The following is a 21613-nucleotide window of genomic DNA, read 5'->3' on the forward strand; positions in this document are numbered from 1 at the left end:
GCGGCGTCCTCGGAGAGGTCGTAGCGGGCGAGTTCGGTGCCGCCCGCCTGGTTGACGACGCGGATGAAGGCGTTGCGGACCTGGCCGAAGCTGTGCCCGCGGCTCTCGGCCTCGTGGATCGAGACGGGGAAGACGATCTTCGTGACCTCCGCGGGGACGGGGGCGAGGTTGACCTTGATGACCTCGTCGTCGCCCTCACCCTCTCCGGTGAGGTTGTCACCGGTGTGCTCGACCGAGCCGTCCGAGCTCTTGAGGTTGTTGTAGAAGACGAAATTGCCGCTGGAGGCGACCTTGCCGGACTCGCCGACGAGCAGCGCGCTGGCGTCGAGGTCGTAGTCAGTGCCGGTGGTCGTGCGGACGTCCCAGCCCAGGCCGACCAGTACGGCGGTCAGTCCCGGAGCCTCCTTGCTCAGCGAGACATTGCCGCCCTTGGAAAGACTCACACCCATGTCGCATCGCTCTCGTGTCCGGGCACCGGAACGCGGTGGTCCCGGGGTGCCAGGTGTCGGAGCCTGAAATCTACATTAGTGTAGAAATATCCCGCGGCTGCCCCACGCTGATACGGATCAGTACGATGAACCGCCCGGCGACAGTCGGCGGGGCCAGAGAGCGGGAGGGCGACGGCATGGCGGACCAGATCAAGGGCGGCGCCGAGCAGCATTCCCGCAGGCGGGGCCAGGGCGAGCTGGAGGCCCAGGTACTGGCCGCTCTACATGCGGCGCCGGGGCCGGCCAACGCGGCCTGGGTGCAGGAGCACCTCGGCGGTGGCCTCGCGTACACGACGGTGATGACCATCCTGACCCGCCTGCATGCCAAGGGTGCTGTCGCCCGGAAGCGCGCGGGCCGGTCCTTCGAGTGGACGCCGGTCGCGGACGAGTCGGGTCTGGCCGCGCTGCGGATGCGCAAGGTCCTGGACGGGGAGCCGGACCGCGAAGCGGTACTGGCCAGCTTCGTCACCGCCTTGTCGCCGGGCGACGAGCGTGTACTGCGGGACCTGCTGGCCCAAACGACCGACGAAGGGGAAGACTGACGGGCATGGGGGTCTTCGTCTTCCTGCCACTGGTACTGCCCTTGACCGCTTGGCCTGTCGCGCGTCTGGCCGAGCATCACCTTCACCCGCGCGCGGCCACCTGGCTGCTGACGGGCGTTGCCTCCGTGCTCGCGATCTGCAGCACGCTGTGCCTGGCCCTGCTGATGGTGGTCGGCACCGCCCAGCTGCCGGGGAACCCGCTGCCTGACGGCTGGTCGGATCCGGAAGTCCGCGAGGCGGTGCCGTACGACGAGATCGCGGGCAAAGCCGCAATCCCCGCGCTGATCGCGGTCGTGGCCGCATGCGCCCGGGCCGCCTGGCGGCACCACCGGGTGCTCCGCCGAGCCGGGCGTGCACTGGCCGGACTGCCCGCAACGCCGGTCGCGGTACTGCCCGACGAGGCCCCGTACGCGTACGCGCTGCCGGGCAAGCGGGACCGAATCGTGGTCACGACGGGGATGCTGGCCTCTCTCAGTGCGCCCGAGCGCCGGGCTCTGTTCGCCCACGAGCGTGTCCATCTGACCGCGCGTCATCACCGGTTCCTGCTGGCCGTGCAGCTCGCTGCCCGGGCGAACCCGTTCCTGCGCCCGCTGCGGACGGCCGTGATGTACACCGCCGAGCGGTGGGCGGACGAGGAGGCGGCCGCTCGCGTGGGCAGCCGCCGCACCGTGGCCCGGGCAGTCGGCAAGGCCGCTCTGGTCTCACGCGGCACCCCGATCCCCACCCTCGCCACCCTCGCCGCCTCCGGCCCGGTACCGCGAAGGGTGGCGGCTCTGCTCGGCCCCGCACCGGCCGCATCCCTGTGGCCGCCCGCCTTCACCGCAGTGGGCCTGGCCACCTGGGGAGCGGCTGCCGGCACCACCGTCTCGGCGCTGTCCTCAGCGAATTCGGCGGTCACCCTGTTCTTCATCCTTCAAGCCGCCACCCCGCTCTAGCAGAGCCGGAGAGGGCCTGCCGCATGGGCGGCAGACCCTCTCCGTGCTCATGTGGCTCAGAGGTCGAACTCGTGGGGCGGCAGGTCGAGGGTGAAGCAGGCTTCGCGGACAACGGCCTGCTCGGTCTTGTCGAAGTCGCCGTCGGCGCCGCCGATCACGATGCCGATCTGGATGACGGCACGGGCCTCGGCCGGCTTCTTCTTCGCCTTGGCGACCTCCTGGAGGACGCTGACCTTGCCGAAGTCGAAGTCGGCGGTGAGCTTGTTCAGGTTCTCGTCGAAGCGGCGCTGAAGGTCGGTGGCGTCGAAGTTCTGCAGCACCTCGTTGGTGGCGATCAGCTGGGCGACCCGCTGCCGCTCGGAGGGGTCGATGGTGCCGTCGGCGGCGGCGACGAGGGCGCACATCGCCATGCTGGCGTCGCGGAATGCGCCGCTCTTCAGGTCGTTCTTCTTGGAGTTGAGCTGGGTCTGCATCGTCGATGCGGATTCCTTGATGCGATCCCACAGGGCCACGAGAACTCCATGTGCGTCAGGGGGCGGTCCAGCTGGGGTAGCTCTCGAACCGCCACGATTTCTACAGTTATGTAGAAACTACCAGGGCGACCTCTGGCGCCTCAGGCCTCTTCGTCCGTTTCGCTCTCTTCGTCGTCGCCCTCGAAGAAGTCGCCGACCTCGTCGACGACTTCTGCCGCGACCATTCCGCCGACGACTCCGACCGCCAGGCCGGCAGCGCCTGCGGCGACGACGGTTCCCATGCCGGGGCCCGAACGGTGGTGGCCGTGGCCGTGGCCGTGCTCGTCCTTGTGTGCGTGACTGCCGTACGCGTCGCCGGGTTCGTGCGGCGCGGGGACGGTGCGAGTGCCATGACCGGCCGCCAGCTGGCGCATCCAGCCGTCGACTTCGGCGTTCCAGTCACGGCCTTCGACACCCGCGTGGCTGATGGTGAAGTGGGTGAGGGCGTCATGTCCGGACGAGAAGAGGCCGCGGGGCTTGTCGGCTTCCAGCACGACCTCCATGCCGCCCGGGTTCGCCAGGAAGCTCAGCTCGATCTCCCGCATGGCGTGAGCGTACTGCGGGGCCGGCGTGAGCTCGATCTCCTGATAGAAGGGCAGTTGCTGCCCCGTGCCGCCGATGCGGCCGTATTCGAGGTCGGCGGACTTGAAACCGAAGCCGAGCTGCCCGAGGGCTTCCAGGATGGCCTCCTGCACGGGCAGGGGGGCGACCGTGAGCGGGTCGAGGTCGCCCTTGTCCTTCGCGCCGGCCACGCCGAGCTCGGTCCGCACGCCCAGGGCGATGCCGAGCGGCTGCCCGTAGAGCTCGGTGACGGGGGTCTCCCAGGGCAGCGTGAGCGCGAACGGCACGCTGCACTCTTCGCCTTCACCGAGGCGGAAGCCGCCGCCGACGTTGAAGCGGTCGAAGATGACGGCGCCTTCGTGTTCGCCGTCGCTGGTCTCGGCCTCGACGCGGGCGACGAGTTCGAGGGTGATGTGCTCGATGTCGAAGGCGGCTTTGCCGCCCTTGAGTCGTACTTCACCGGCGAGGTGGCCGCCGGGCAGGACCGCGCCGGGGGCCAGGACCGTGTCCACGGTCGGGCCGCCGACGCCGATCGAACCGAGCAGTCGCTTGAACACCATCGTGGCGTTCACTCCTTCATGGTGCGGATGGATCCGTGAAGCGAGGCCGCCGTGTCCCGTGCGGGATACGGCGGCCTCGACTGGTCTTACTTCGCGGTGCCCTCCAGGGCGGCGAGCGCCTGGGCCCAGCGGACATACTTCAGGTCGGCGAGGTCGGCGACGGTCTTGACGCCGAACGCCTTCTGAAGGTGCTCACCCTCTTTTTCCGAGACGCCCTTGAGCGCGGACACGGGCGCGGCAAGGATCTCGGGCAGGGTCTTCTCCGCCCACGCCTTGTCCAGCACCTTGGTCAGATCGATCGAAGCCATCTCTTTCCCCTCCCGGAACTGCACAACAGATCTGCGCACAGCTCCGCCAGGGCAGCACGGAATGACCCAGCCCGCTCTGGCGTTATCTACACGCATGTAGAAGCATAGGAGCATCGAGGCGATCTCAGGGAGCGCATGCGCAAGGTTGGCCGGGAAGGGCCGGAAGGCGCCTCCGTGCAGAGCTCCAGGCCCCGACTAGCCAGGGGCTTTACTTATCCTTTACCGTGGTCTAGCGGATACTGTCCCGCCCACGACCAGCAGACCGGACCCACCTGGGGCCGCCGATTGAAGAAGGAGCAGCAGACCCGCAATGGGTGAACCTCCCAGTACGAGCCGTGCCACGCCTTGCCCGCAGATTCTGAGCCGGGGAGCGGGGGTGGCACGGTGACCGAAGTCCTCCTGCTGCTTCTCGCGCTGGGTCTGACGCTGGCGTGCGCGGTGTTCGTCGCCGCCGAGTTCTCTCTCACCACGGTCGAGCGCAGTGAGCTCGAACGAGCCGCTGCGGCCGGTGAGCGGGGCGCCGAGGGCGCGCTGAAGGCCGCCAAGCGCCTGACTTTCCAGCTGTCCGGTGCCCAGCTGGGCATCACCGTGACCTCGCTGGTGATCGGCATGCTCGCCGAGCCGTCCGTATCCGCCCTCCTGCGCGGCCCGCTGCAAGCCGCCGGGCTGCCCGCCGGGGCCATCTCCACCACCGCGACCCTGCTGGGCGTGGCCCTGTCCACGGTCGTCCTGATGGTGGTCGGCGAGCTGGTCCCGAAGAACTGGGCCATCTCGCACCCGCTGGCCGTCGCGAAGGTCGTCGCCGGCCCGCAGCGCGGCTTCACCGCCGCGTTCACGCCGCTGATCCGACACCTGAACAACACCGCGAACCGCCTGGTACGCCGCTTCGGCCTGGAGCCCGCCGAGGAGCTGGCCTCCGCCCGGACCCCGGAGGAGCTGGTCGCGCTCGTCCAGCACTCCGCCCGCCAAGGCGCCATCGAGGCCGACTCGGCCGAGCTGTTCGTCAAGACCGTGCACTTGGCGGAGCTGACGGCGGAGAACGTGATGACCCCACGGGTGGACGTACAGGCCCTGGAGGCCCACGCCACCGCGGCCGACGCCGCGAACCTGACGCTGGCCACCGGCATCTCCCGCTTCCCGGTCTACCGCGACACCCTGGACCACGTGATCGGCACCCTCCACATCCGCGACGTCCTCGCCCTGGAGGAGGAGAAGCGCGACGGGATCCCGGTCACCGACCTGATCACGGCGCCTCTGCTCGTGCCGCACTCCCTGACCGTGGACCGGCTGCTCGGACGGCTGCGCAAGGCCCGCACCATGGCCGTGATCATCGACGAGTACGGCGGCACCGCGGGTGTCGCCACCGTCGAGGACATCATCGAAGAGGTCGTCGGCGAGGTCCGCGACGAACACGACCCGATCGAGGTTCCCGACCTCCTCAAAGGCCCCGAGCAGGACGGCCGCAAGGTGTGGGAGGCCGACGGGAGCGTCCGTCTCGACGAGCTGGAGGAGATCGGTCTGTCCGCGCCGGAGGGCCCGTACGAGACCCTGGCCGGCCTGATCGCCACCCGCCTGGAGCGCATCCCCGCCGAGGGCGACACCGTCACCGTCGACGGCTGGGAGCTGTCCGTACTCGACATAGAGCACCACCGGGCCGACCGGGTGTCGATCACCGCGCCCGCCGGTTCCACCACCACCAAGGAGCAGGGCCGATGACCGCGATCCAGTTGCTGATCGGCGCCTTCACCCTGATCACCAATGCCTTCTTCGTCGGCGCCGAGTTCGCCCTGATCTCCGTACGGCGCAGCCAGATCGAACCGGCCGCGCTGAAGGGCGACCGGCGGGCGAAGGCCACCCTGTGGGGACTTGAGCACCTCTCCGCGATGATGGCGACCGCCCAGCTCGGCATCACCGTCTCCTCCCTCGTCCTCGGCGCGGTCGCCGAACCGGCCATCGCGCACCTGCTGGAACCCCCGTTCCACTCCATCGGCGTGCCCGAGGTGCTGATCCACCCGATCGCCTTCGTCATCGCGCTCACCCTGGCGACCTACCTGCACATGCTGGTCGGCGAGATGGTGCCGAAGAACATCGCGCTCGCCGCCCCGGCGCCGACCGCACTGCGCCTCGGCCCGCCCCTGGTGGCCCTCACGCGCGCCCTGCGCCCGTTCGTCTTCGGCATCAACGCCTTCGCCAACGCCCTGCTGCGGCTGATGAAGGTCGAGCCGAAGGACGAAGTCGGATCCGTGTTCACCGACGACGAACTCGCCCGCCTGATCAAGGACTCCAGCGCCGCCGGCCTCCTCGCTCCGGAAGACGGCGAACGCCTTCAAGACGCCCTGGAGCTCGGCACCCGCCCCGTCGGCGACGTCATGACCCCCCTCGACCGGGTGGTCACCGTCGCACACGACATCACCCCCCAGGGACTGGAACGGACGGCCGCCAGCCACGGCTTCTCCCGCCTGCCGGTCACCGGACCCGGCGACGAGATCCTCGGCTACCTCCACATCAAGGACGCCCTCGGCGCCGCCGACCGTACCGTCCCCTTCCCCCGCTCCTCCCTGCATCCGATCACCAAGGTCGCCCTCGACACCCCGCTCGACGACACCATGACCGCCATGCGCGCGGCCGGAACCCACCTGGCCGCAGTCACCGGCAACAAGGGCACCGTCATCGGCTTCGTCACCATGGAAGATGTACTCGAAGAACTCGTCGGATCCGCCCACGCCCCCGACGCCTGACCCGCCCAAGCACGATGGCCGGCACCCACACGGGGTGCCGGCCATCGGCCTGTCTCACCTTCGGGCTCAGCCCAACGACAACCACGATCCGCACCGCGCACGCCGCGAGCACCGTGCCGGAGGCGGCCATGCCGATGACCAGCCCACGCGTGCTCTTGGGAAGACGCTCCGGGAGAGTCACCTCCTGAGGGCGCCTCGGATCGTAGATCACCTCAAGACGGCCCCCGACCCGCACCGGCGGGAAGACGAACGGGCCCACCGTGTACTGCCGCGCGGGACCACCCTGGGGCGTGTACTCCAACAGCAGCATCGAACCCTGCGCGACCTGGCCCACGTTCACACAGACGGCAGAGGTTCGTACCCCCCGCTTCAGCAGCGGGCTCGAGTGGACGTAGATACCCAGCGAGATCCCGAAAACCACGAGCCCTAGACACCGGGATGCCTCCGAACAGATGCCCAGGCTAGTACGGACACTCGTTCGCCCGGCGGCCGCCTCCTCGGGTGATCGCGAAACGACCAGCAGCCGTCACACGCCGACGGGCAAGCGCCCACAGCGGCCACCAACGAACGACTGCGAGCGTAGCCACCACAAGCAGCCATGCCTACCGCTGTCCGAATCTTCATCGCTGCCCGCCAACCGCTTGAACCCCCTCCAGCCCCGCAAGGCGAGGGCCGATTGAGAGCATGCCGGAGGGGCCTTCGCACGGTGGGGAGTTCAGGTGCCGCAACAGCTAAACGAACGTCAACAACAGGTGCTGCAATGGGTCGGCCGAGGATGCCCTGACGACGTATGGGAAGGAACCGTGCACAAGCTCAGCTGCCAAGCCCTACGAAGCCGGGGACTGGTTGGCAGCGCGCCCGCCGCCGCAATCAGCGACGGCGGAACGGACCGATTTTCTTCAAGTCTCCGCAAAGTCAGACCTCGGATACTGCGCTCAGCACCCAGCGCGACCTGCGCGATCGCCTACCTGACCCTGCGTCAGGACGAGCGTCATTTCAGCGTCAAGATATCGCCCGTAACGCCCACAGCGCACATAATGCGCACCGGCAAACCTGCAGGTCAGGCGGCCTTTGCAAGGGGTTCGAGGATCGCCACGCACTCCACGTGGTGCGTCATCGCAAACATGTCAACAGAAAACAGGTCGAGGAAAACAGCAGGTCAGCGACGCGTGCGACGCAAATCGGATTCAAGATCAATGTGCATTGCGTGCGCTATGCGCGCTACGCGCACACTCTCGACGCACGCCAGGCCCCCGCAGGGGGCCTCCGGGATCGACCGGCAAAGAGCTCGCCGTATAGCATTTGAAATGCTATATATGTCCCATGGCTGACGACGACACCGACTTTCCGCCCGGCGACGGCCCCACCAGCGGCATCTCCGTCTCCCTCACGGCCGGCACCCTGCAAGCGATCCGTAAGCGGGTCGGCAAGCGGGGTGTGTCCGCGTTCTTGGAGAAAGCCGCGCAGCGGCAGATCGAGCGGGACAACCTGGACGAGCTGATCGCCGACTTTGACAAGAACCTCGGCCCCGCCGACCCGGAGGCAGTAGCCGCCAAGCGGGCGAAGCTCACCGGCGGCACCTCCTCCGATGCCGGGGCGGCCGCGTGAGCGGCACTCTGATCCTGGACAGTGAGGGCCTGGCCAAGGCCGTGCAGCGCGACCGCGAAGTCCACGAGTGGCTCACCGCCGCCCGCGACGCCGACCTTCCGGTGATCACCTCGGCCGCGGTCCTCGTCGAGGTGATCCATCCCCGCATCAACGACGCCGCGCTGAAGTGGACGCTGTCCCGGCTGCGAGTCGAGTCGGTCACCCAGGCCCTCGCCCAGTCCGCCGCCGGCCTGCTGCGCACGGCCGGGCTGCACGGTCATAAGTACGCCATCGACGCCATGCTCTGCGCCACCGCAATCGCCCAGCCGGGCCGCGTCACCATCCTGACGTCCGACGTCGAGGACATCACCATGCTCACCACCGACCACATCCGTGTGACCGCCGAGAAGATCTGATCCCCGCCGCTGCACCCGCGTGGTTCGGCGGCGGGCCAGCAGCTCGCCGATCTCTGCCTTGAGCGCTTCTGCCTCGGGCTTCGTCCTGTGCACGAGCACGATGAAGTCGTCGGCGTAACGCACGAGCCGGAAGTTCGGCCGCCCCATCCTGCGCCGGTATCGCCGACGCCAGGGCGGAGTCATCTCTGCGTCCCAGATCCGCGAGAAATGCCGGTCCAGGACCGAGAGATAGATGTTGGCCAGCAGCGGGGAGGCGACTCCTCCTTGCGGAGTGCCCGTGAGGGTCTCCGCGAATCCGCCATGCATCTCGACAACCCCGGCCCGCAGAAACGCGCTGACCAGCCGCAGAACCTTGCGGTCCTTGACGTGCTCGGCCACCAGGTCCATCAGGACGTGATGGTCGACGTTGATGCCCCTATGGATGTCAAGCGGCGTCTTGGGCTGGTCCCGTGCGGTCTGCCACGGTGGTCTTGGGGACGATGATTTGGTAGATCTCGCGTGCGACGTACCGCTTGAGGCAGCGGATGATCTCGCGACGCGTCTTGCCCTCCGCGAGGCGTCGCCGCATGTATTCCTGGGAACGATGCCGGTGCCCGGAGCGACTGGACAGGCGAAATGGGGCGTATGAGCGAGGACGCGTTAGAAGCAGCACACCAGGCCTACCAGTCGGCGCATGAGGCGCTGCACGCCGCCCGCCGAAAACTGGCCCAGGCCGTCCTGGACGCCTACGCGAACGGCGAGCCGGTCGGCCGGATCGCCGAACGCACCGGCCAGAGCACCACCACTGTCTGGAACACCCTCGCCGCCCACGACATCACACACCACACCCGCATCAACGGCTCCACCTGACAGCCGCCGGTTCCTTCCGAGCTCGGCGCACAGGCCGCCGGACGAAGTCCGCGGCCTGTGAAGCCGGTTTGCTGGTGTTCGGTCAGAAGAGCGCCAGGCCTTCGCCGCTGGTGTCAGCTATGACGGGCCGGGGTTCGGCAGGGAGGCCGTCCAGGCGGTCGGGACCGGCTTCGGCCGCCACAGCAGGGGCGGTCTCGGCCAGCCAGGTGCCGAACCGCTCGACGGCCTCCCGGTAGGGCACCCGTGCCAGGACGCGGTGCTCACCAGAGGGGCAGAAGTCGACGGAGACGGTGAGCAGGCAGGAGCGAGGTGTGTTCTGACTGCCCGTCCACGAGACGCGCAGCACTCCGCAGGGCTTCCGCCCGCGGGACCCAGGGTGGGTGGGGCGCAGGGTGCGGGTGGCTGTGTGGGCGGTCCATGCGGCGAGGTGAGGCAGAGGCAGAGTAGTGCGGGTGCGGCAGCCCGGACAGCGGTGCCAGTGGCGCAGCCAGCCGACCGCGTCGGTCTCGAAGAGGCGATGGTAGCGGCTGGCGACGCGGATGTCGTTGTCGTACAGGTGGTCGGGGCGCTCCAGTGTGTTGCAGGACGGGCAGATCGGGGCGCGGACGTAGCCGTGTTCATGGCAGTGATCCAGCACAGCAGCCGGCACCGTACCGCAGACGGCACACACCCACCCGGCCACCTGGCGGGACATACCCGGCTTGCGGCTCAGCACCGAGTACAACTGACCCCGCAGCTCCCCCGTATACGGGCGCTGCGGGATGGCTGGACCGTTCACGCCCGGCGCGGACTGGCTGTCGGTGGCTCGGGGACCCCGGCGGTCCTGTTCGGTGACAGCTGTCTCCGCCTTGCCGACCCGCGTGGTGTGCAGCCACTCGGCTTCGGTGTGCTCGGCCGTGTCCAGCAGCCTGACCACGGCACGCGGAAGCCACCACGACCGCTCCACCCTGTCACGGGACCGCTGCACCAGCAGCCGCCGCCAGTCGACCCCCGCCAGATGAGACCACGGTCCGGGCTCGTGGCCGGCCTGCCGTCCGGGATGATCTGCCTCTTGCAGTTCCCAACTGATGCGCCGGCGCCAACCACGCAGCGTTCCACCCGGGCGCTCCTGCTCTGGCACACCACGGAACGGACCGATGCGGACCAGATCCAGGGCGTCCACCTCCACCGCGTTCCAGGCCGCCGCCGCCCGGCGCACCTCAGCCGCCGGAACACTCCACCAGCCGTCCTCCGCCATCACCAGCTCCACCACACACGCACCGAGCAAGACATACCGCCCCGGCCGGACATCAGAAGGAAAGCAGGTGAATACTGCGGAAGTCGTCGGTACCGCGCTACCGGCCGTCAGGCTGGCCCACACACTGTCGGCGGCGGCCGGAGTGACCAGATGATCTGCCCGGCCCGGGGCAACACGCTCGGCCATACCGAAAGACTAACGACCGGCACCAGCACACCGACAGCCAGTGCCTGGTTCTGGTGCCGGGAGAGCCGCCTGGCTAGCGGCGGGTGCCCAGTGCTGACGGATGATCTTCTCCGTGGACTTCCGCCCACGACCAGCATGAGCACTCCGAGCAACAATCACACCAGCCCTTTGACCTGCGACTTCAGGTTGGCGGAGGCTCCATGAACCGCGAACACATAGACGAGCAAGGACTCCGTACCGGATGGGCGCGAAGGCCGACCGCTTCCAGGGCCACGATCCCCCGGCCGGTCGAGGCCGCAACCGCCCGGTCGTCAGGCAGCAGCTGCGGCCCGTGCTCGCCGCTCAGCTCCGAACCCTGGCTGCCTCCGGGATCACTGGAGGTCGTCGAGAGCAGTGCCAGTGTGCACAGGCCCGGGTCGGCCACCTCCCCGCGCTGCGGAGGCGTACGCTCCACCGCTCGCAGCAGCAGGCCGTCGGCTTGCACCACCTTGCTGGTACCGGCCACCGCCGACGCCGCGAGTGCGGGCGCGGCGGTGTCCGCGTCGGACAGCACGGTCGTCGAGGAGTCCAGCCCGCGCAGGTCGATGCCCGGTTCGGCGACGATCGCCGCCTGGTCCAGCAGCTCCTCCAGGTGCTGTCCCAGTTTGCGGTTTGTAGAGCCGGATCACCAGCCGCAGCCTGGGATTGAGCCGTCGCGCCAGCAGAGCCGCCCGCAGGTTGGTGTCGTCGTCCTCGTAGACCAGCGCCAGTGCGGCGGCCTCGGTCACTCCGGCGGCGGTGAGCACGTCCTCGGCCGGTGCCGCGGCCTCCACCACGCGCAGCTCATTGACCGCGGAGGGCGGCTCGCCGGGTGCCGCGGGCTGTGGCCTGGCTGTCGGCAGTCGGCAGTCGGCCCAGCAGCCCGAAGCCCAGCCCGTGAGCGGGACTCCGTACGGAAACGGGCTGACCCGGTACGGATTCGCCGGCCGCGGGCACCACGAGGGTGACGTGCTCGCCGTACACGTTGCGCAGCTCGGCCGCGAGCCGGTGGGCGAGCCCGTCGTCGCCGCAGACGACCATCTGGCCCGGCGTGTCCGCACGGGGGTGGGGCAAGGGAGTCGAAGGCACGCCCCAAGGATGCACCCTGAAGCCCTCCCATCGGATATCCAACTGCGCTCCCCACCCTAGTGTTTGGGTCGCCTGCTCTCTTGGCCGCGATGCTGTCGTGCCGGTGTCCTTCGAGAGCTCCTGCCTGACCCTGGCACTGTGGCCTCTGGAAGGATCGTGTCTGGTCATACCTGGGCCGATCCTGCCCGTGCTGAGATCCCCGTGCATTGCCGGGTTCCAGCAGCCCTGATGCCGGTTGCCGCCTCACCAGACCGGCATGCCACCCTGGTCCGGCATCGAAGGCGCGTCAGGGGCGCGTCAGGATCGGGGTGGGGTCATGGCAGGGCTGACGGCTGCGGAGCAGTATCTGACCGGGTATGCACGAATTCTTCGTGACGCCTGTGCCACCGGCCGGCGGCTCAGCCGCAGCGAGCGGGACGCCCGCCGGTCGCAGGGCGAACGGGCGGCGGAGGAAGGCGCGGGCCTGCGGGAGCTCGTGCGCGCCCATCTGGCTGAGGCCCAGGTTGTGCAGGTCACGCTGACGGCTTCCGGGGCGCGGCAGTTGCTCGCTGTCGTGGAGCAGGCGGTGGACGCCTTCGCGGAAGGCTTCGAGCGGGCCCAGCGCCTGGCCGTGCGCCAAGAGGAGGCCGCGCGAAGGGAGTTCATCGACGACCTGCTGTACGGTCGCAGCGACCTGGGCCGGCTGGCCGAGCGAGCGGAACGCTTCGGGCTGCGCCTTTCGCAGAGCCATGCGGTCGCCGTCGCCATCGGACCCGAGCCCTATGGGGACGGCTATCCCGTAGCCCGCGGCATAGAAGCGGCTGTCCTGGCCCGCTTCGGGAACCGGCATACCCTGCTCACGACGAAGGACGGCCGGCTGATCTGCGTGGCCCCCGGTGATCAGGGTGACGTGCTGGCCTTCTTCGCGAAGCAGGCGTACGCGGCCACCGACGGCGGCCGGGTCGCCATCGGCCGCGCCCACCCCGGCCCCGGCGGCGTTGTCCACTCCTACGAGGAGGCGCTCAACGCCCTGGATCTGGCCCACCGGATGGAACTTGAGGAGCCGGTGCTGCACGCCGCCGACCTGCTCGTCTACCCAGTCCTGACGAGGGACCGGCAGGCCATGGCCGACCTGGTGGAGAGCACGCTGGGACCCCTGCGGCAGGCCCGTGGCGGCGCGCAGCCGCTGATCGACACCCTCAACGCGTATTTCGACAGCGGCTGCGTGGCGACCGACGCGGCCCGCCGGCTCTCTTTGAGCGTGCGCGCGCTGACGTACCGACTGGAGCGCATCCACTCCCTCACCCACGCCGATCCCGCTGACCCCCGCCACCGCTACACGCTCCAGACCGCCGTGATCGGAGCCCGGCTCCTGGGCTGGCCCGGCACCTCGGCCTGACCGTCACGGCTCTCGGCGTCCCCTCCTCGACCGGGCTGCGGACCAGCGCCTGCGCAGCCAGTCGCCGACCTCACCGAGACAGGTCAGCAGAGCGGCGCTCGCCGCACACGCCGCGAGGGAAGCGGTCCGGTCAGCAATCAAGCTGATGACCCAGAGGAGCACGGTGACCATGGCCCACCACGCCGTCAGTGAGATGACCTGGGAACGTGCTTCGTGCCGGTTCACGGCTCTCCTCCGCTCCGCTCGCGGTGCTGGACGGCGAGGACCGCGAGCACGGGGAAGGCCACTGTGGACCAGACGATCGGGTGCAGCCAGTAGGGCCCGTCGAGCCAGATCAGCATCCACAAGGCGGCGAACGCGTCCGCGATCAAGCCCATGGCGATCCACCACGACACCCGCAGTGCCCGGGGGTGGCCAGTCAGACAGCGGTCAGTACGGCGGAGCCACCACCAGGCCGCCGCCAGGCCGAGCCCACCCATCACAGAGCACACGAGCCCCAAGGCGATGGCGTAGAGGGGCGCCCCTTGAGGGCTGTCGCCGGTCACCTGGACGAGTTCCCGGCCGGAAACGGCCGTGATCTCACCGCGCCAGACGTGGGCGGTGACCTGGTCGCCGACGCGCAGCCGCCGCAGGAGCGGCTCGTCGCTGTCGAGGTCCACGTGCCTCCTGCCATGGGCCTGGTCCTGACCTTGGCCCAGTAGCTGGCCCCGCGCCCGCCTTGGGTATGGATCTCCACCACGGTGTACGGCGCGGTCCGTACGCATTCCTCTTCAGGGAGCGCCTGGGGCGTGGTGCACGGGCGGGCCGATGCATAGGCGTGCTCGTCCGCGACGGTTCCGGGAAGCACGGCGAAAAGGACGGCGGCCACCGCGACACCGCCCAGCCCGCCGAGGAAGGCCAACACCCCCCTGGCGTGCAGGCGCCGTCGGCGGCGGGCGCGTGTCCGCTCGCCGCGACTCCTCTTACGGCCGGACACGGCTCGTCTCCCGGCCGGTGGTGACCGGAGGGTGGGAGGGCCGGGGCGAGCCGGCTGCGGGGATGCCGGCGAGGTCGTCGACGTGGAAGAGGCGGGCGATGGGGACGTCGGTGCTGCTGTGGGCGATGATCGAGAAGGCGATGCAGATCGCGATGAGGGTGTACGCCTCCTTGCCCTGCGGGATGCCGGCCTGCAGGACCAGCAGGCCGTAGACGACGGATGCGAAGCCCTTGGGGCCGAACCAGGCGGCGACGAGCTTCTCCCGCCGGTCCAGCCGGGTGCCGAGCAGAGACAGGAGCAGCGAGGCCGGGCGGATCAGCACGATCGCCAGAACCACGGCCACGTAGCCTCCCCACGGCAGGTCGCCGAACAACTGCGGTGTGAGCAGGGCGCCGAAGACGAGCAGGGCGGCGAACTTCGCCAGTTCCGCCAGGGCCTCGCCGAGCGGCTCGAAGACCGTCTTGGCCTCCGGGGATACGGCGGCCAGGACGGCGCCGGCGGAGAAGGCGGCCAGGTAGGGGTTGGCGTGCGTGAGGTGGCACAGCCCGTACAGGATGATCCCCGTCGCCAGCGGCAGCAGCGGCTGGAGCTTCGGCTCCGCCCCCAGCAGCCGCAGTCGCACCAGACCTGCGACCGCCAGCGGGAGCACGATCCCGAAGACGAGCCCCAGCCCGAGCTCCATGCCGATCACGGGAATGGAGGCCTGCACCTGGCCGGAGGTCGGTCCCGCTACGGCGATGAGGATGAGGACCACCGGCAGGGCGAGGCCGTCGTTGATGCCGCTCTCCACGTTGAGCAGCTGGCGCAGCTTCGCGGGCACTTCCTTGCGGCCCACGATGGCCGAGGCGAACACCGGGTCCGTCGGCGCCAGTACCGCACCCACCAGGAAGGACGTAGTCCAGTCCAGCCCGACGAGGTAGTGGGTGATCAGCGCCATGCCGGCCATGGCCAGCGGCATCCCCAGCCCCAACGCGCGGGCCGGGTTCTTCCAGTTCTCCCGCAGCTTCGGGAACGAGACATGCATGCCGTCGGTGAACAGCACCGCGAACAGGGCCAGATCGGCGGTGACCGCCACGATCGGGCTGTCGGCGGTGATGTGGATCAGCCCGAGGAACCCGTCGCTCACGAGCGCCCCGCCCACCAGGAACAAGAGCGAGGTCGAGAGCACGGTGCGGGCGGCGAGTCCGGAGAACAGTACGGCGATCAACAGCGCCACACCGAAGACAGCGACGAGCACCATGGCAGAAGCCCCCGATTCGAGAAGAGATGTGTCCTGCGATCGCCGCCCGGACTTACGGGCGCCCCACCGGTTACTTTACGTATCCCTTACGCCGTCTTGACGGGTCTCTGACGGCAGTCCGGACGTCCATACATTGCCGGACTCCGGCATGAACGCGTCACTTACCGGCTGCCTATCTTGGGCGTACGCATCAGAGAGGTGTCAATGAACGGAAATCCGCTGTACCACGGCATCGCCCTCGCGGTGGGCACACTGCTCGTGCTTCCCTTTCCGCTGGCGATGCTCAACGGCTGGACGCCGCGCGGGTTTCGGGGGCGGCGGCTCGCGATGCGTCCCTACGCCTGGGCCGTCCTCTGTGTGTATGCCCTCATGCCGCTGAACGCCGTCCCGCGCATGCTCGACGCGCCCTCGGGCGTCGTAACGGTCTGCACGGGTCTCGGCTTTGCCTTCATCGTGGCGGCCGGAGCGTGCTTCCTCCGCGCCGAGTGGACCTCTCGCCGTACGAACTCGAGAGCGGAGGGCTGACCGCGATGCCCGGCGACAGACTCCTCTCATGGGCACGGCGCAATCTCACGGAATCCCGTCTCGCGGCCGCTCTGGTGATCGTGGGTGCCCCCACGACGCTGGCCGGCGCCGTGCTGTACGTCCTGCCCGGCCCCGGCTTCCCAGTACTGATCATCGGCCTTGCCGCCCTCATCACGGGCCTGGTCATGCTGGGCTCACGAACCGGCCGCGGCTGAGCCGACAGGAAGACGACCTCGGTGCTCCTGTCGGTCGCGCGCGGTCGTTCGGCACGGTGCCGCTCCGTCGCACGAGGGGACGACCTCGGACGGTCGCAGGCCCGGTTCTGCATCACCGGGGGCGGGTAGACCACCAGTAGCAGGACCACCTCGAGACCCCGGCGAGGGCCAAGGAGGTACTGCGGTATGCCGAGAAGCCGCTCGCCGTCATGGGCCCGGGGCTGCGCCGAGGCGCTCCTGGTTGCTCTGGCCTGCCTTCTCGCTCTTCCAGCTACAGGATGGCGCAACCGCAGACGACCGTACTGGCGACTCGCGTCGACGGCGCGGTCACGCCGGTCGTCGCCGATCACCTCGAAGAAGGAGTGGGTCGGGCTGAGCGTGAGGGTCACGCCGCTCTCCTGATCGAGATGGACACCCCTGGCGGGCTGCTGCAGTCCACCAGGGAGATCGTCCAGGACTTCTACGGCTCCGACGTACCGGTCGTCGTCTATGTCAGCCCCTCGGGTGCGCGGGCGGCTTCGGCCGGCGCCTACATCACGATGGCCGCGCACATCGCCGCCATGGCGCCGGGCACTCATATCGGCGCGGGTACGCCGGTGACGGGCGAGGGTTAGACGGCGAGCGACAAGGTGGTGAACGACTCGGCTGCCTTCGCGGTCTCGATCGCCGAGCGGCGCGGGCGGAGCGCCGCCTTCGCCGAGGACATGGTGCGCAAGGGTACGGCGGTCTCCGACCGCCAGGCTCTGGCCGGCAAGGTGATCGATCTCCTCGCGCCTTCGCGTGACGTCCTACTCGCTGACCTGGATGGCCGTCGGGTGGTGATGGGCCCCGGGCAGGAAGTGACGCTGCGGACAGCCGGGGCACAGGTCGTCTCGCACGATCTGGGGTTCTTCGGTGAGCTGCGGCAGCTGCTGGCGAGCCCCGAGCTGGCCTTTCTCTTCCTGTCGATCGGCACACTGGCCGTGATCTACGAGTTGGCCAGCCCGGGGATGGGGTTCGCCGGGGTCACGGGGGCGATTTTGCTCGTTCTCGGATTCGTCGCGCTCAGCGTGCTGCCGTTCAACGTCGGAGGGCTCCTGCTCCTCGCACTCGCGGCCGCTCTGTTCATCGCCGAGGTCTTCACCCCGGGGGTCGGGGTCTTCGCCGCGGGAGGCACCGTTGCGCTGATCTTCGCGGGGGTGCTGCTCTTCCGCGGCGAGCTCGCTGTCGATGCGGCCGTTGTGTGGCCCACCGCCCTGGTGGTCGGAGGCGGCTCGCTCCTCGCCGGTCGTCTCGCCTGGCGGGCCCGCAGGGCACCGCCTTCGACCGGAGACGACCTGCTCCTGAGCCGCGAGGCGGTCGTACGACGCGCGGCCGACGGCATCGGCCAGGTCCTGCTCGAGGGCGCCTGGTGGACGGTCCGTGGCAGGGAAGCGCCGGTAGCCGAGGGGCAGCGCGTCCGGGTCGTGGCCCGGGACGGCCTGGATCTGATCGTCGAGAATGCCGAGCCCGACGCCGACCCGCACACTGAAGAGGAGGGCCTGCCATGAACGCGACACTGATCGGAATTGTTGCCGCCGCGGCGATCGCGCTTCTGCTGGTGATGGCCGCTGTGAAGATCGTGCCCGAGTACGAACGAGGTGTGGTCTTCCGGCTCGGCCGCATCATCGGCGCCAAGGGGCCGGGACTGTTCCTGATCATTCCCGTAGTGGACCGCATGTTCCGCGTCTCGCTGCGCACGGTGACCATGGACATCCCGCCGCAGGACGTCATCACCAAGGACAACGTCACCGTGCGGGTGAACGCGGTGACGTACTTCAACGTCGTCGACCCCAACCGCTCCGTCCTGGCGATCGAGGACCACATCAAGGGAACTTCTCAGATCGCCCAGACAACGCTGCGCAGCATCCTCGGCCAGGTCGACCTGGACGAACTCCTGATCAACCGGGACGAGATCAACCAACGGCTCCAGCAGATCATCGACGACGTGACCAACCCCTGGGGCGTGAAGGTGACCCTGGTCGAGGTCAAGGACGTCGAGCTGCCCGAGGCGATGCGGCGCGCCATGGCACGGCAGGCGGAGGCCGAGCGTGACCGCCGCGCCAAGGTCATCCACGCCAAGGGCGAGTTCGAGGCCGCCGAGACGCTGGCCCAGGCCGCCCAACGGCTGGAAGGCCACCCCGCCGCCATGCACCTGCGGATCCTGTCCACCATGGCCGAGGTCTCGGCCGAGCGGAACTCCACGCTGATCTTCCCGCTCCCCATGGAGATCCTCCGCCTCGTCGACATGCTGCGACCGGCGGACAGCACACCGCCCAACGCCCCGGCAGTGCCATGACTCCCTTACCCGGTGAGTCTCTTCCGTAGCGCCCCGTCCCCATCCGAGCGATTGCGGTGATCGGTATGACTCATCCGATGGATGACCGGCGCATCCTCGCCGAGATCGAACAAGGACTGGCCGAGGAAGACCCGCGCCTCGCCGCGCTGATGGACGAGCTCAATCAACAGTTCGCCGACGGTCCGGACAGAGGCAGGCACAGGGACAGTCACGAAAGCGCGCCGCGGCGGCGTGACTGGCGGGTGGTGGCCGGGGTCATCTTCCTCGTCGTCGCCGTGCTCGGCTTGTTCCTCACCGCTGCCCTCCAGGGGACGTCGCAACCGGCCGACGTGGACGATAGACGACCGCCCGTCCGCGCGGCGGCCGCGCTCTTCGACCCCGCGCCGTGACCGCGGTGTCGCGGTCGGCCAGCCGGACGAGAACATGTCACGGGTGTGGTTGTACCTCGGTGCGACGGGCATGGTGGTGGGGAACACCCCTCTATGGGAGGAGCACCGATGCGCGCCCGTGATCTGGCCGTCCCGTGGGCCACCGTGCCCCTGGACGCAGACGCCGCGTCAGCGGCACGCCTGCTCATCGCCGAACGCCTTCCAGGCGTGCTGGTCCTGGACAGCCAGGGGCAGCCGTACGCCGTCCTCACCGGCGACCGGATGGTCAGGATGCTCGTCCCCGGATACGTGCAGTCCGACCAGATTCTGGCCGCGGTGATCGATGAACCCCACGCAGACCGGCTCGGCGAGGGACTTGCCGGGAGGCAGATCGCGGACTGCCTGCCCTATGGCCCGCCCTTCCTTCCGGAGGTCGAGCCCGACGCCACGGCAGTCGAGATCGCCGATGCGATCGCCCGTACGCGCAGCCCGCTCGTCGCCGTGATCGAGCACGGACCAGGCCGACGCCGGCTGCACGGGGTGATCACGGCGGCGCAGCTGCTTGAACGCCTCCTCACGGCAGCCGAAACCGTCTGACGCCGACGGGCGCGCGAGGTTCAGCCTGCGGGCGGTCGGCCGCCGATGGTGAACGCGACCAAGACCCCCGCCACCAATGCCCAGGGCAGGGCCAGTGCCCCGGCCGACCGCCAGCCGGCCAGAGCGAGGACAAACGCCACCGCCGCCCCGACCCCCAGGGCGCGACGATCTCGCAGAAAGAGCCACTGCCGACGCCCGGCCCCGGGATCTCGCAGCTCGGCGACCGCCGTCCTGATGACCAGGGCGGGGATGACGATCGCCAGCCCGAGGAGCGTCGTGCCCACCGGCCCTCGCCTTCGTGTCAGTCGTTGGCGCCGGTCGCAGGGGTTCGCTGGTAGATGTCGGGGATGCCGTCGGCGTCGGCATCATTGGTTTCCTCCTCGTACAGGCGCCGGTAGATCTTGTTCCGGCGCCGGAGCAGGACGGCGGCGAGCACGGCCGCGGTGAGGGAGGCGATCAGGACGGCGGCCTTGACGTGCTCGCCGACTGCGGCGCCCGGGAAGGCCAGTTCCCCGATGAGGAGGGCGACGGTGAAGCCGATGCCGGCCAGGACGGAGAGGCCGAGGACGTCGGCCCAGGCGAGGTCGGGGTTGAGCCGGGCGCGGGTGAAGCGGGCGGCGAGGTACGTGCCGAGGAAGATGCCGAGGATCTTGCCGACGACGAGGCCGACGACGACACCGAGCGGTTCGGGGCCGGTGAAAACCTCGGCCAGCGCGTCCCCCGAGATGCTGACACCGGCCGCGAAGAGCGCGAAGAGCGGCACGGCGACGCCTGCGGAGAACGGGTGCACCAGGTGCGAAACACGGGCCCCCGGGGAGGCGGCCTCGCCCTTGTCGCGGGTGGCGCGCAGGATCAGGCCCATGGCGACGCCGGCGACGGTGGCGTGGATGCCGCTGTTGTACATCAGGGCCCAGATCGAGATGCCCAGCGGGACGTACCACCACCAGCCGCGCACCCGGAACCGCTGGAGGACGTAGAAGACGACCAGTCCGGCGAAGGCCCCGCCGAGCGCCCAGAGGTTCAGGTCGGAGGTGAAGAAGAGCGCGATGATCAGGATGGCACCGAGGTCGTCGACGACGGCCAGCGTCAGCAGGAAGGCCCGCAGGGCGGCAGGCAGGTGAGTGGAGATGACGGCCAGGACGGCCAGCGCGAAGGCGATGTCGGTAGCCATGGGGACGGCCCAGCCGTCCAGGCTGCCGCCTCCGGCCGCCGCGGTGACGGCGTACAGCGCGGCGGGTACGGCCATGCCGCAGAGGGCGGCGATGACGGGCAGGGCAGCGGTGGCGGGAGTACGCAGCTCGCCTACGACGAGTTCACGCTTGAGCTCGATGCCGGCGACGAGGAAGAACACCGCCAGCAGTCCGTCAGCCGTCCAGTGCCCCACGGAGAGGTCCAGGCCGAGTGCGGGTATGCCGAAGTGGAAGTCGCGTATCTGCTCGTACGCCTCGCTCCAGGGGGTGTTCGACCAGACCAGCGCCACCACTGCGGCGGCCAGCAGCACCATGCCGCCGATGGTCTCGGTGCGCAGGGCTTCGGCGACGGCTTGACGCTCGGGCCAGGGCAGCAGCCCGAACAGCGTGCGCTGGCGCGGTGCGGTCATGACGGGGGTACCTCCGGGGCGTCGGCAGGAAATGGGCACACGGCCCCTAGGACGCCGACCAGACTTCCCGGCACACCCCGCGCTGCGGCACGGTGGCCGTCTTGACGCGTTCTTTACACCCTATCGGCCATCCGCTGATGCCGCCAGGTGGCTCCTCACCTGCAAAAACAAGGTGAGCGGGTCCGTACACACCAAGGCGCGAGGTGTGTACGGACCCGCTCAGGAGCCGGGCCGCGGGGGCGGTCAGCCGGTGGTCTTCACCGGCTCCTGGTCTTCGTCCTCGTCGGCTTCGGTGTCTTCGCCGGCGTCGCGGGCACTCCGCGATCCGGCGAGGGGTGGTGCCGAAAAAGGAGTTGGTCGGTGGTTGCCCG

At 69.3% G+C, this 21613-nt stretch carries 24 protein-coding genes and 2 pseudogenes; 15 read left to right on the top strand and 11 right to left on the bottom strand.

Features of this window, described 5'->3' with window-relative positions:
• Window positions 1-449 (bottom strand): TerD family protein (locus ACWDYJ_RS21340; RefSeq protein WP_451567155.1); only part of this gene is annotated, 449 nt, incomplete at its 3' end.
• Between the two features lie 176 nt (window positions 450-625).
• Between ACWDYJ_RS21340 and ACWDYJ_RS21345 the strand changes: the two genes are divergently transcribed.
• Together ACWDYJ_RS21345 and ACWDYJ_RS21350 are read left to right on the top strand one after the other, a co-directional pair.
• On the top strand, window positions 626-1030 hold the full coding sequence (locus ACWDYJ_RS21345; RefSeq protein WP_451567156.1) for a BlaI/MecI/CopY family transcriptional regulator: 405 nt from the start codon (window positions 626-628) through the stop codon (window positions 1028-1030).
• Between the two features lie 5 nt (window positions 1031-1035).
• Window positions 1036-1965, top strand: coding sequence for a M56 family metallopeptidase (locus ACWDYJ_RS21350; protein ID WP_451567157.1), 930 nt, complete (start codon window positions 1036-1038; stop codon window positions 1963-1965).
• A gap of 56 nt (window positions 1966-2021) precedes the next feature.
• Here ACWDYJ_RS21350 and ACWDYJ_RS21355 read toward each other — a convergent pair whose 3' ends face one another.
• From ACWDYJ_RS21355 to ACWDYJ_RS21365, 3 genes are all read right to left on the bottom strand, one after another.
• On the bottom strand, window positions 2022-2477 hold the full coding sequence (locus tag ACWDYJ_RS21355) for a tellurite resistance TerB family protein (protein WP_451567158.1): 456 nt from the start codon (window positions 2475-2477) through the stop codon (window positions 2022-2024).
• Between the two features lie 101 nt (window positions 2478-2578).
• The gene (locus ACWDYJ_RS21360; RefSeq protein WP_451567210.1) at window positions 2579-3598 is read right to left on the bottom strand and encodes a sporulation protein; all 1020 of its coding nucleotides are present in this window, start codon (window positions 3596-3598) and stop codon (window positions 2579-2581) included.
• Window positions 3599-3684: 86 nt separating this feature from the next.
• On the bottom strand, window positions 3685-3906 hold the full coding sequence (locus tag ACWDYJ_RS21365; RefSeq protein ID WP_451567159.1) for a hypothetical protein: 222 nt from the start codon (window positions 3904-3906) through the stop codon (window positions 3685-3687).
• A gap of 384 nt (window positions 3907-4290) precedes the next feature.
• Here ACWDYJ_RS21365 and ACWDYJ_RS21370 point away from each other — a divergent pair, with 384 nt between their 5' ends.
• From ACWDYJ_RS21370 to ACWDYJ_RS21385, 4 genes are all read left to right on the top strand, one after another.
• A complete protein-coding gene (locus ACWDYJ_RS21370; RefSeq protein ID WP_451567160.1) occupies window positions 4291-5622 on the top strand; it encodes a hemolysin family protein in 1332 nt (443 codons plus the stop codon).
• Window positions 5619-6644 carry a hemolysin family protein gene (locus ACWDYJ_RS21375; protein ID WP_451567161.1) on the top strand — a complete coding sequence of 342 codons (1026 nt, stop codon included), beginning with the start codon at window positions 5619-5621 and terminating at the stop codon, window positions 6642-6644. The genes ACWDYJ_RS21370 and ACWDYJ_RS21375 overlap by 4 nt, the downstream gene beginning before the upstream one ends.
• 1323 nt (window positions 6645-7967) lie before the next feature.
• On the top strand, window positions 7968-8252 hold the full coding sequence (locus ACWDYJ_RS21380) for a hypothetical protein (RefSeq protein WP_451567162.1): 285 nt from the start codon (window positions 7968-7970) through the stop codon (window positions 8250-8252).
• On the top strand, window positions 8249-8647 hold the full coding sequence (locus ACWDYJ_RS21385; RefSeq protein WP_451567163.1) for a DNA-binding protein: 399 nt from the start codon (window positions 8249-8251) through the stop codon (window positions 8645-8647). Before ACWDYJ_RS21380 ends, ACWDYJ_RS21385 begins: the two co-directional genes overlap by 4 nt.
• Window positions 8648-8692: 45 nt before the next feature.
• Here the strand turns inward: ACWDYJ_RS21385 and ACWDYJ_RS21390 are convergent.
• Window positions 8693-9232: pseudogene (locus ACWDYJ_RS21390) on the bottom strand (reverse transcriptase domain-containing protein); the annotation flags it as partial.
• A 39-nt stretch (window positions 9233-9271) separates the two neighbouring features.
• Between ACWDYJ_RS21390 and ACWDYJ_RS21395 the strand changes: the two are divergent.
• Window positions 9272-9496, top strand: coding sequence for a hypothetical protein (locus tag ACWDYJ_RS21395; RefSeq protein WP_451567164.1), 225 nt, complete (start codon window positions 9272-9274; stop codon window positions 9494-9496).
• 82 nt (window positions 9497-9578) lie between these two features.
• Here ACWDYJ_RS21395 and ACWDYJ_RS21400 read toward each other — a convergent pair whose 3' ends face one another.
• Together ACWDYJ_RS21400 and ACWDYJ_RS21405 are read right to left on the bottom strand one after the other, a co-directional pair.
• Complete coding sequence (locus ACWDYJ_RS21400; protein WP_451567165.1) at window positions 9579-10919, bottom strand: endonuclease domain-containing protein; 1341 nt, start codon at window positions 10917-10919, stop codon at window positions 9579-9581.
• 238 nt (window positions 10920-11157) lie between these two features.
• Window positions 11158-11978, bottom strand: a pseudogene (locus ACWDYJ_RS21405) (NAD-binding protein); the annotation flags it as partial.
• A 364-nt stretch (window positions 11979-12342) separates the two neighbouring features.
• Between ACWDYJ_RS21405 and ACWDYJ_RS21410 the strand changes: the two are divergent.
• Window positions 12343-13404, top strand: coding sequence for a PucR family transcriptional regulator (locus ACWDYJ_RS21410; protein WP_451567166.1), 1062 nt, complete (start codon window positions 12343-12345; stop codon window positions 13402-13404).
• 221 nt (window positions 13405-13625) lie between these two features.
• On the opposite strand, the gene ACWDYJ_RS21415 is transcribed toward ACWDYJ_RS21410, so the two are convergent.
• Both ACWDYJ_RS21415 and ACWDYJ_RS21420 read right to left on the bottom strand, forming a co-directional pair.
• Window positions 13626-14063, bottom strand: coding sequence for a hypothetical protein (locus ACWDYJ_RS21415; RefSeq protein WP_451567167.1), 438 nt, complete (start codon window positions 14061-14063; stop codon window positions 13626-13628).
• A gap of 303 nt (window positions 14064-14366) precedes the next feature.
• A complete protein-coding gene (locus ACWDYJ_RS21420; RefSeq protein ID WP_451567168.1) occupies window positions 14367-15620 on the bottom strand; it encodes a cation:proton antiporter in 1254 nt (417 codons plus the stop codon).
• 204 nt (window positions 15621-15824) lie between these two features.
• On the opposite strand from ACWDYJ_RS21420, the gene ACWDYJ_RS21425 reads away from it, so the two are divergent.
• From ACWDYJ_RS21425 to ACWDYJ_RS21455, 7 genes are all read left to right on the top strand, one after another.
• On the top strand, window positions 15825-16145 hold the full coding sequence (locus tag ACWDYJ_RS21425; RefSeq protein ID WP_451567169.1) for a hypothetical protein: 321 nt from the start codon (window positions 15825-15827) through the stop codon (window positions 16143-16145).
• Window positions 16146-16150: 5 nt separating this feature from the next.
• Entirely contained in the window at window positions 16151-16360 is a 210-nt protein-coding gene (locus ACWDYJ_RS21430; RefSeq protein ID WP_451567170.1) for a hypothetical protein, read from the top strand.
• A 278-nt stretch (window positions 16361-16638) separates the two neighbouring features.
• Window positions 16639-16974 (top strand): hypothetical protein, encoded by a 336-nt coding sequence (locus ACWDYJ_RS21435; RefSeq protein ID WP_451567171.1) that lies wholly within the window; start codon window positions 16639-16641, stop codon window positions 16972-16974.
• An 18-nt stretch (window positions 16975-16992) separates the two neighbouring features.
• A complete protein-coding gene (locus ACWDYJ_RS21440; protein ID WP_451567172.1) occupies window positions 16993-17889 on the top strand; it encodes an NfeD family protein in 897 nt (298 codons plus the stop codon).
• Window positions 17886-18677 carry a slipin family protein gene (locus tag ACWDYJ_RS21445; RefSeq protein ID WP_451567173.1) on the top strand — a complete coding sequence of 264 codons (792 nt, stop codon included), beginning with the start codon at window positions 17886-17888 and terminating at the stop codon, window positions 18675-18677. Before ACWDYJ_RS21440 ends, ACWDYJ_RS21445 begins: the two co-directional genes overlap by 4 nt.
• Before the next feature lie 77 nt (window positions 18678-18754).
• Window positions 18755-19066: a DUF3040 domain-containing protein gene (locus ACWDYJ_RS21450; protein ID WP_451567174.1), complete on the top strand. Its 312-nt coding sequence runs from the start codon at window positions 18755-18757 to the stop codon at window positions 19064-19066.
• Between the two features lie 108 nt (window positions 19067-19174).
• The gene (locus tag ACWDYJ_RS21455; protein ID WP_451567175.1) at window positions 19175-19642 is read left to right on the top strand and encodes a CBS domain-containing protein; all 468 of its coding nucleotides are present in this window, start codon (window positions 19175-19177) and stop codon (window positions 19640-19642) included.
• A 20-nt stretch (window positions 19643-19662) separates the two neighbouring features.
• On the opposite strand, the gene ACWDYJ_RS21460 is transcribed toward ACWDYJ_RS21455, so the two are convergent.
• On the bottom strand, window positions 19663-19926 hold the full coding sequence (locus tag ACWDYJ_RS21460) for a hypothetical protein (protein WP_451567176.1): 264 nt from the start codon (window positions 19924-19926) through the stop codon (window positions 19663-19665).
• Between the two features lie 17 nt (window positions 19927-19943).
• Entirely contained in the window at window positions 19944-21242 is a 1299-nt protein-coding gene (nhaA, locus tag ACWDYJ_RS21465; RefSeq protein WP_451567177.1) for a Na+/H+ antiporter NhaA, read from the bottom strand.
• Window positions 21243-21613 lie beyond the last annotated feature (371 nt).

The organism is Streptomyces sp. NPDC003042, assembly GCF_053591315.1.

Bases quoted from the DNA above. Each gene is read 5' to 3' on its own strand.
- ACWDYJ_RS21345 (WP_451567156.1), top strand. From the start codon at position 626: ATGGCGGACCAGATCAAGGGCGGCGCCGAGCAGCATTCCCGCAGGCGG.
- ACWDYJ_RS21350 (WP_451567157.1), top strand. From the start codon at position 1,036: ATGGGGGTCTTCGTCTTCCTGCCACTGGTACTGCCCTTGACCGCTTGG.
- ACWDYJ_RS21360 (WP_451567210.1), bottom strand. From the start codon at position 3,598: ATGGTGTTCAAGCGACTGCTCGGTTCGATCGGCGTCGGCGGCCCGACC.
- ACWDYJ_RS21365 (WP_451567159.1), bottom strand. From the start codon at position 3,906: ATGGCTTCGATCGATCTGACCAAGGTGCTGGACAAGGCGTGGGCGGAG.
- ACWDYJ_RS21375 (WP_451567161.1), top strand. From the start codon at position 5,619: ATGACCGCGATCCAGTTGCTGATCGGCGCCTTCACCCTGATCACCAAT.
- ACWDYJ_RS21380 (WP_451567162.1), top strand. From the start codon at position 7,968: ATGGCTGACGACGACACCGACTTTCCGCCCGGCGACGGCCCCACCAGC.
- ACWDYJ_RS21395 (WP_451567164.1), top strand. From the start codon at position 9,272: ATGAGCGAGGACGCGTTAGAAGCAGCACACCAGGCCTACCAGTCGGCG.
- ACWDYJ_RS21400 (WP_451567165.1), bottom strand. From the start codon at position 10,919: ATGGCCGAGCGTGTTGCCCCGGGCCGGGCAGATCATCTGGTCACTCCG.
- ACWDYJ_RS21410 (WP_451567166.1), top strand. From the start codon at position 12,343: ATGGCAGGGCTGACGGCTGCGGAGCAGTATCTGACCGGGTATGCACGA.
- ACWDYJ_RS21420 (WP_451567168.1), bottom strand. From the start codon at position 15,620: ATGGTGCTCGTCGCTGTCTTCGGTGTGGCGCTGTTGATCGCCGTACTG.
- ACWDYJ_RS21425 (WP_451567169.1), top strand. From the start codon at position 15,825: ATGAACGGAAATCCGCTGTACCACGGCATCGCCCTCGCGGTGGGCACA.
- ACWDYJ_RS21430 (WP_451567170.1), top strand. From the start codon at position 16,151: ATGCCCGGCGACAGACTCCTCTCATGGGCACGGCGCAATCTCACGGAA.
- ACWDYJ_RS21435 (WP_451567171.1), top strand. From the start codon at position 16,639: ATGGCGCAACCGCAGACGACCGTACTGGCGACTCGCGTCGACGGCGCG.
- ACWDYJ_RS21445 (WP_451567173.1), top strand. From the start codon at position 17,886: ATGAACGCGACACTGATCGGAATTGTTGCCGCCGCGGCGATCGCGCTT.
- ACWDYJ_RS21450 (WP_451567174.1), top strand. From the start codon at position 18,755: ATGGATGACCGGCGCATCCTCGCCGAGATCGAACAAGGACTGGCCGAG.
- ACWDYJ_RS21455 (WP_451567175.1), top strand. From the start codon at position 19,175: ATGCGCGCCCGTGATCTGGCCGTCCCGTGGGCCACCGTGCCCCTGGAC.
- nhaA (WP_451567177.1), bottom strand. From the start codon at position 21,242: ATGACCGCACCGCGCCAGCGCACGCTGTTCGGGCTGCTGCCCTGGCCC.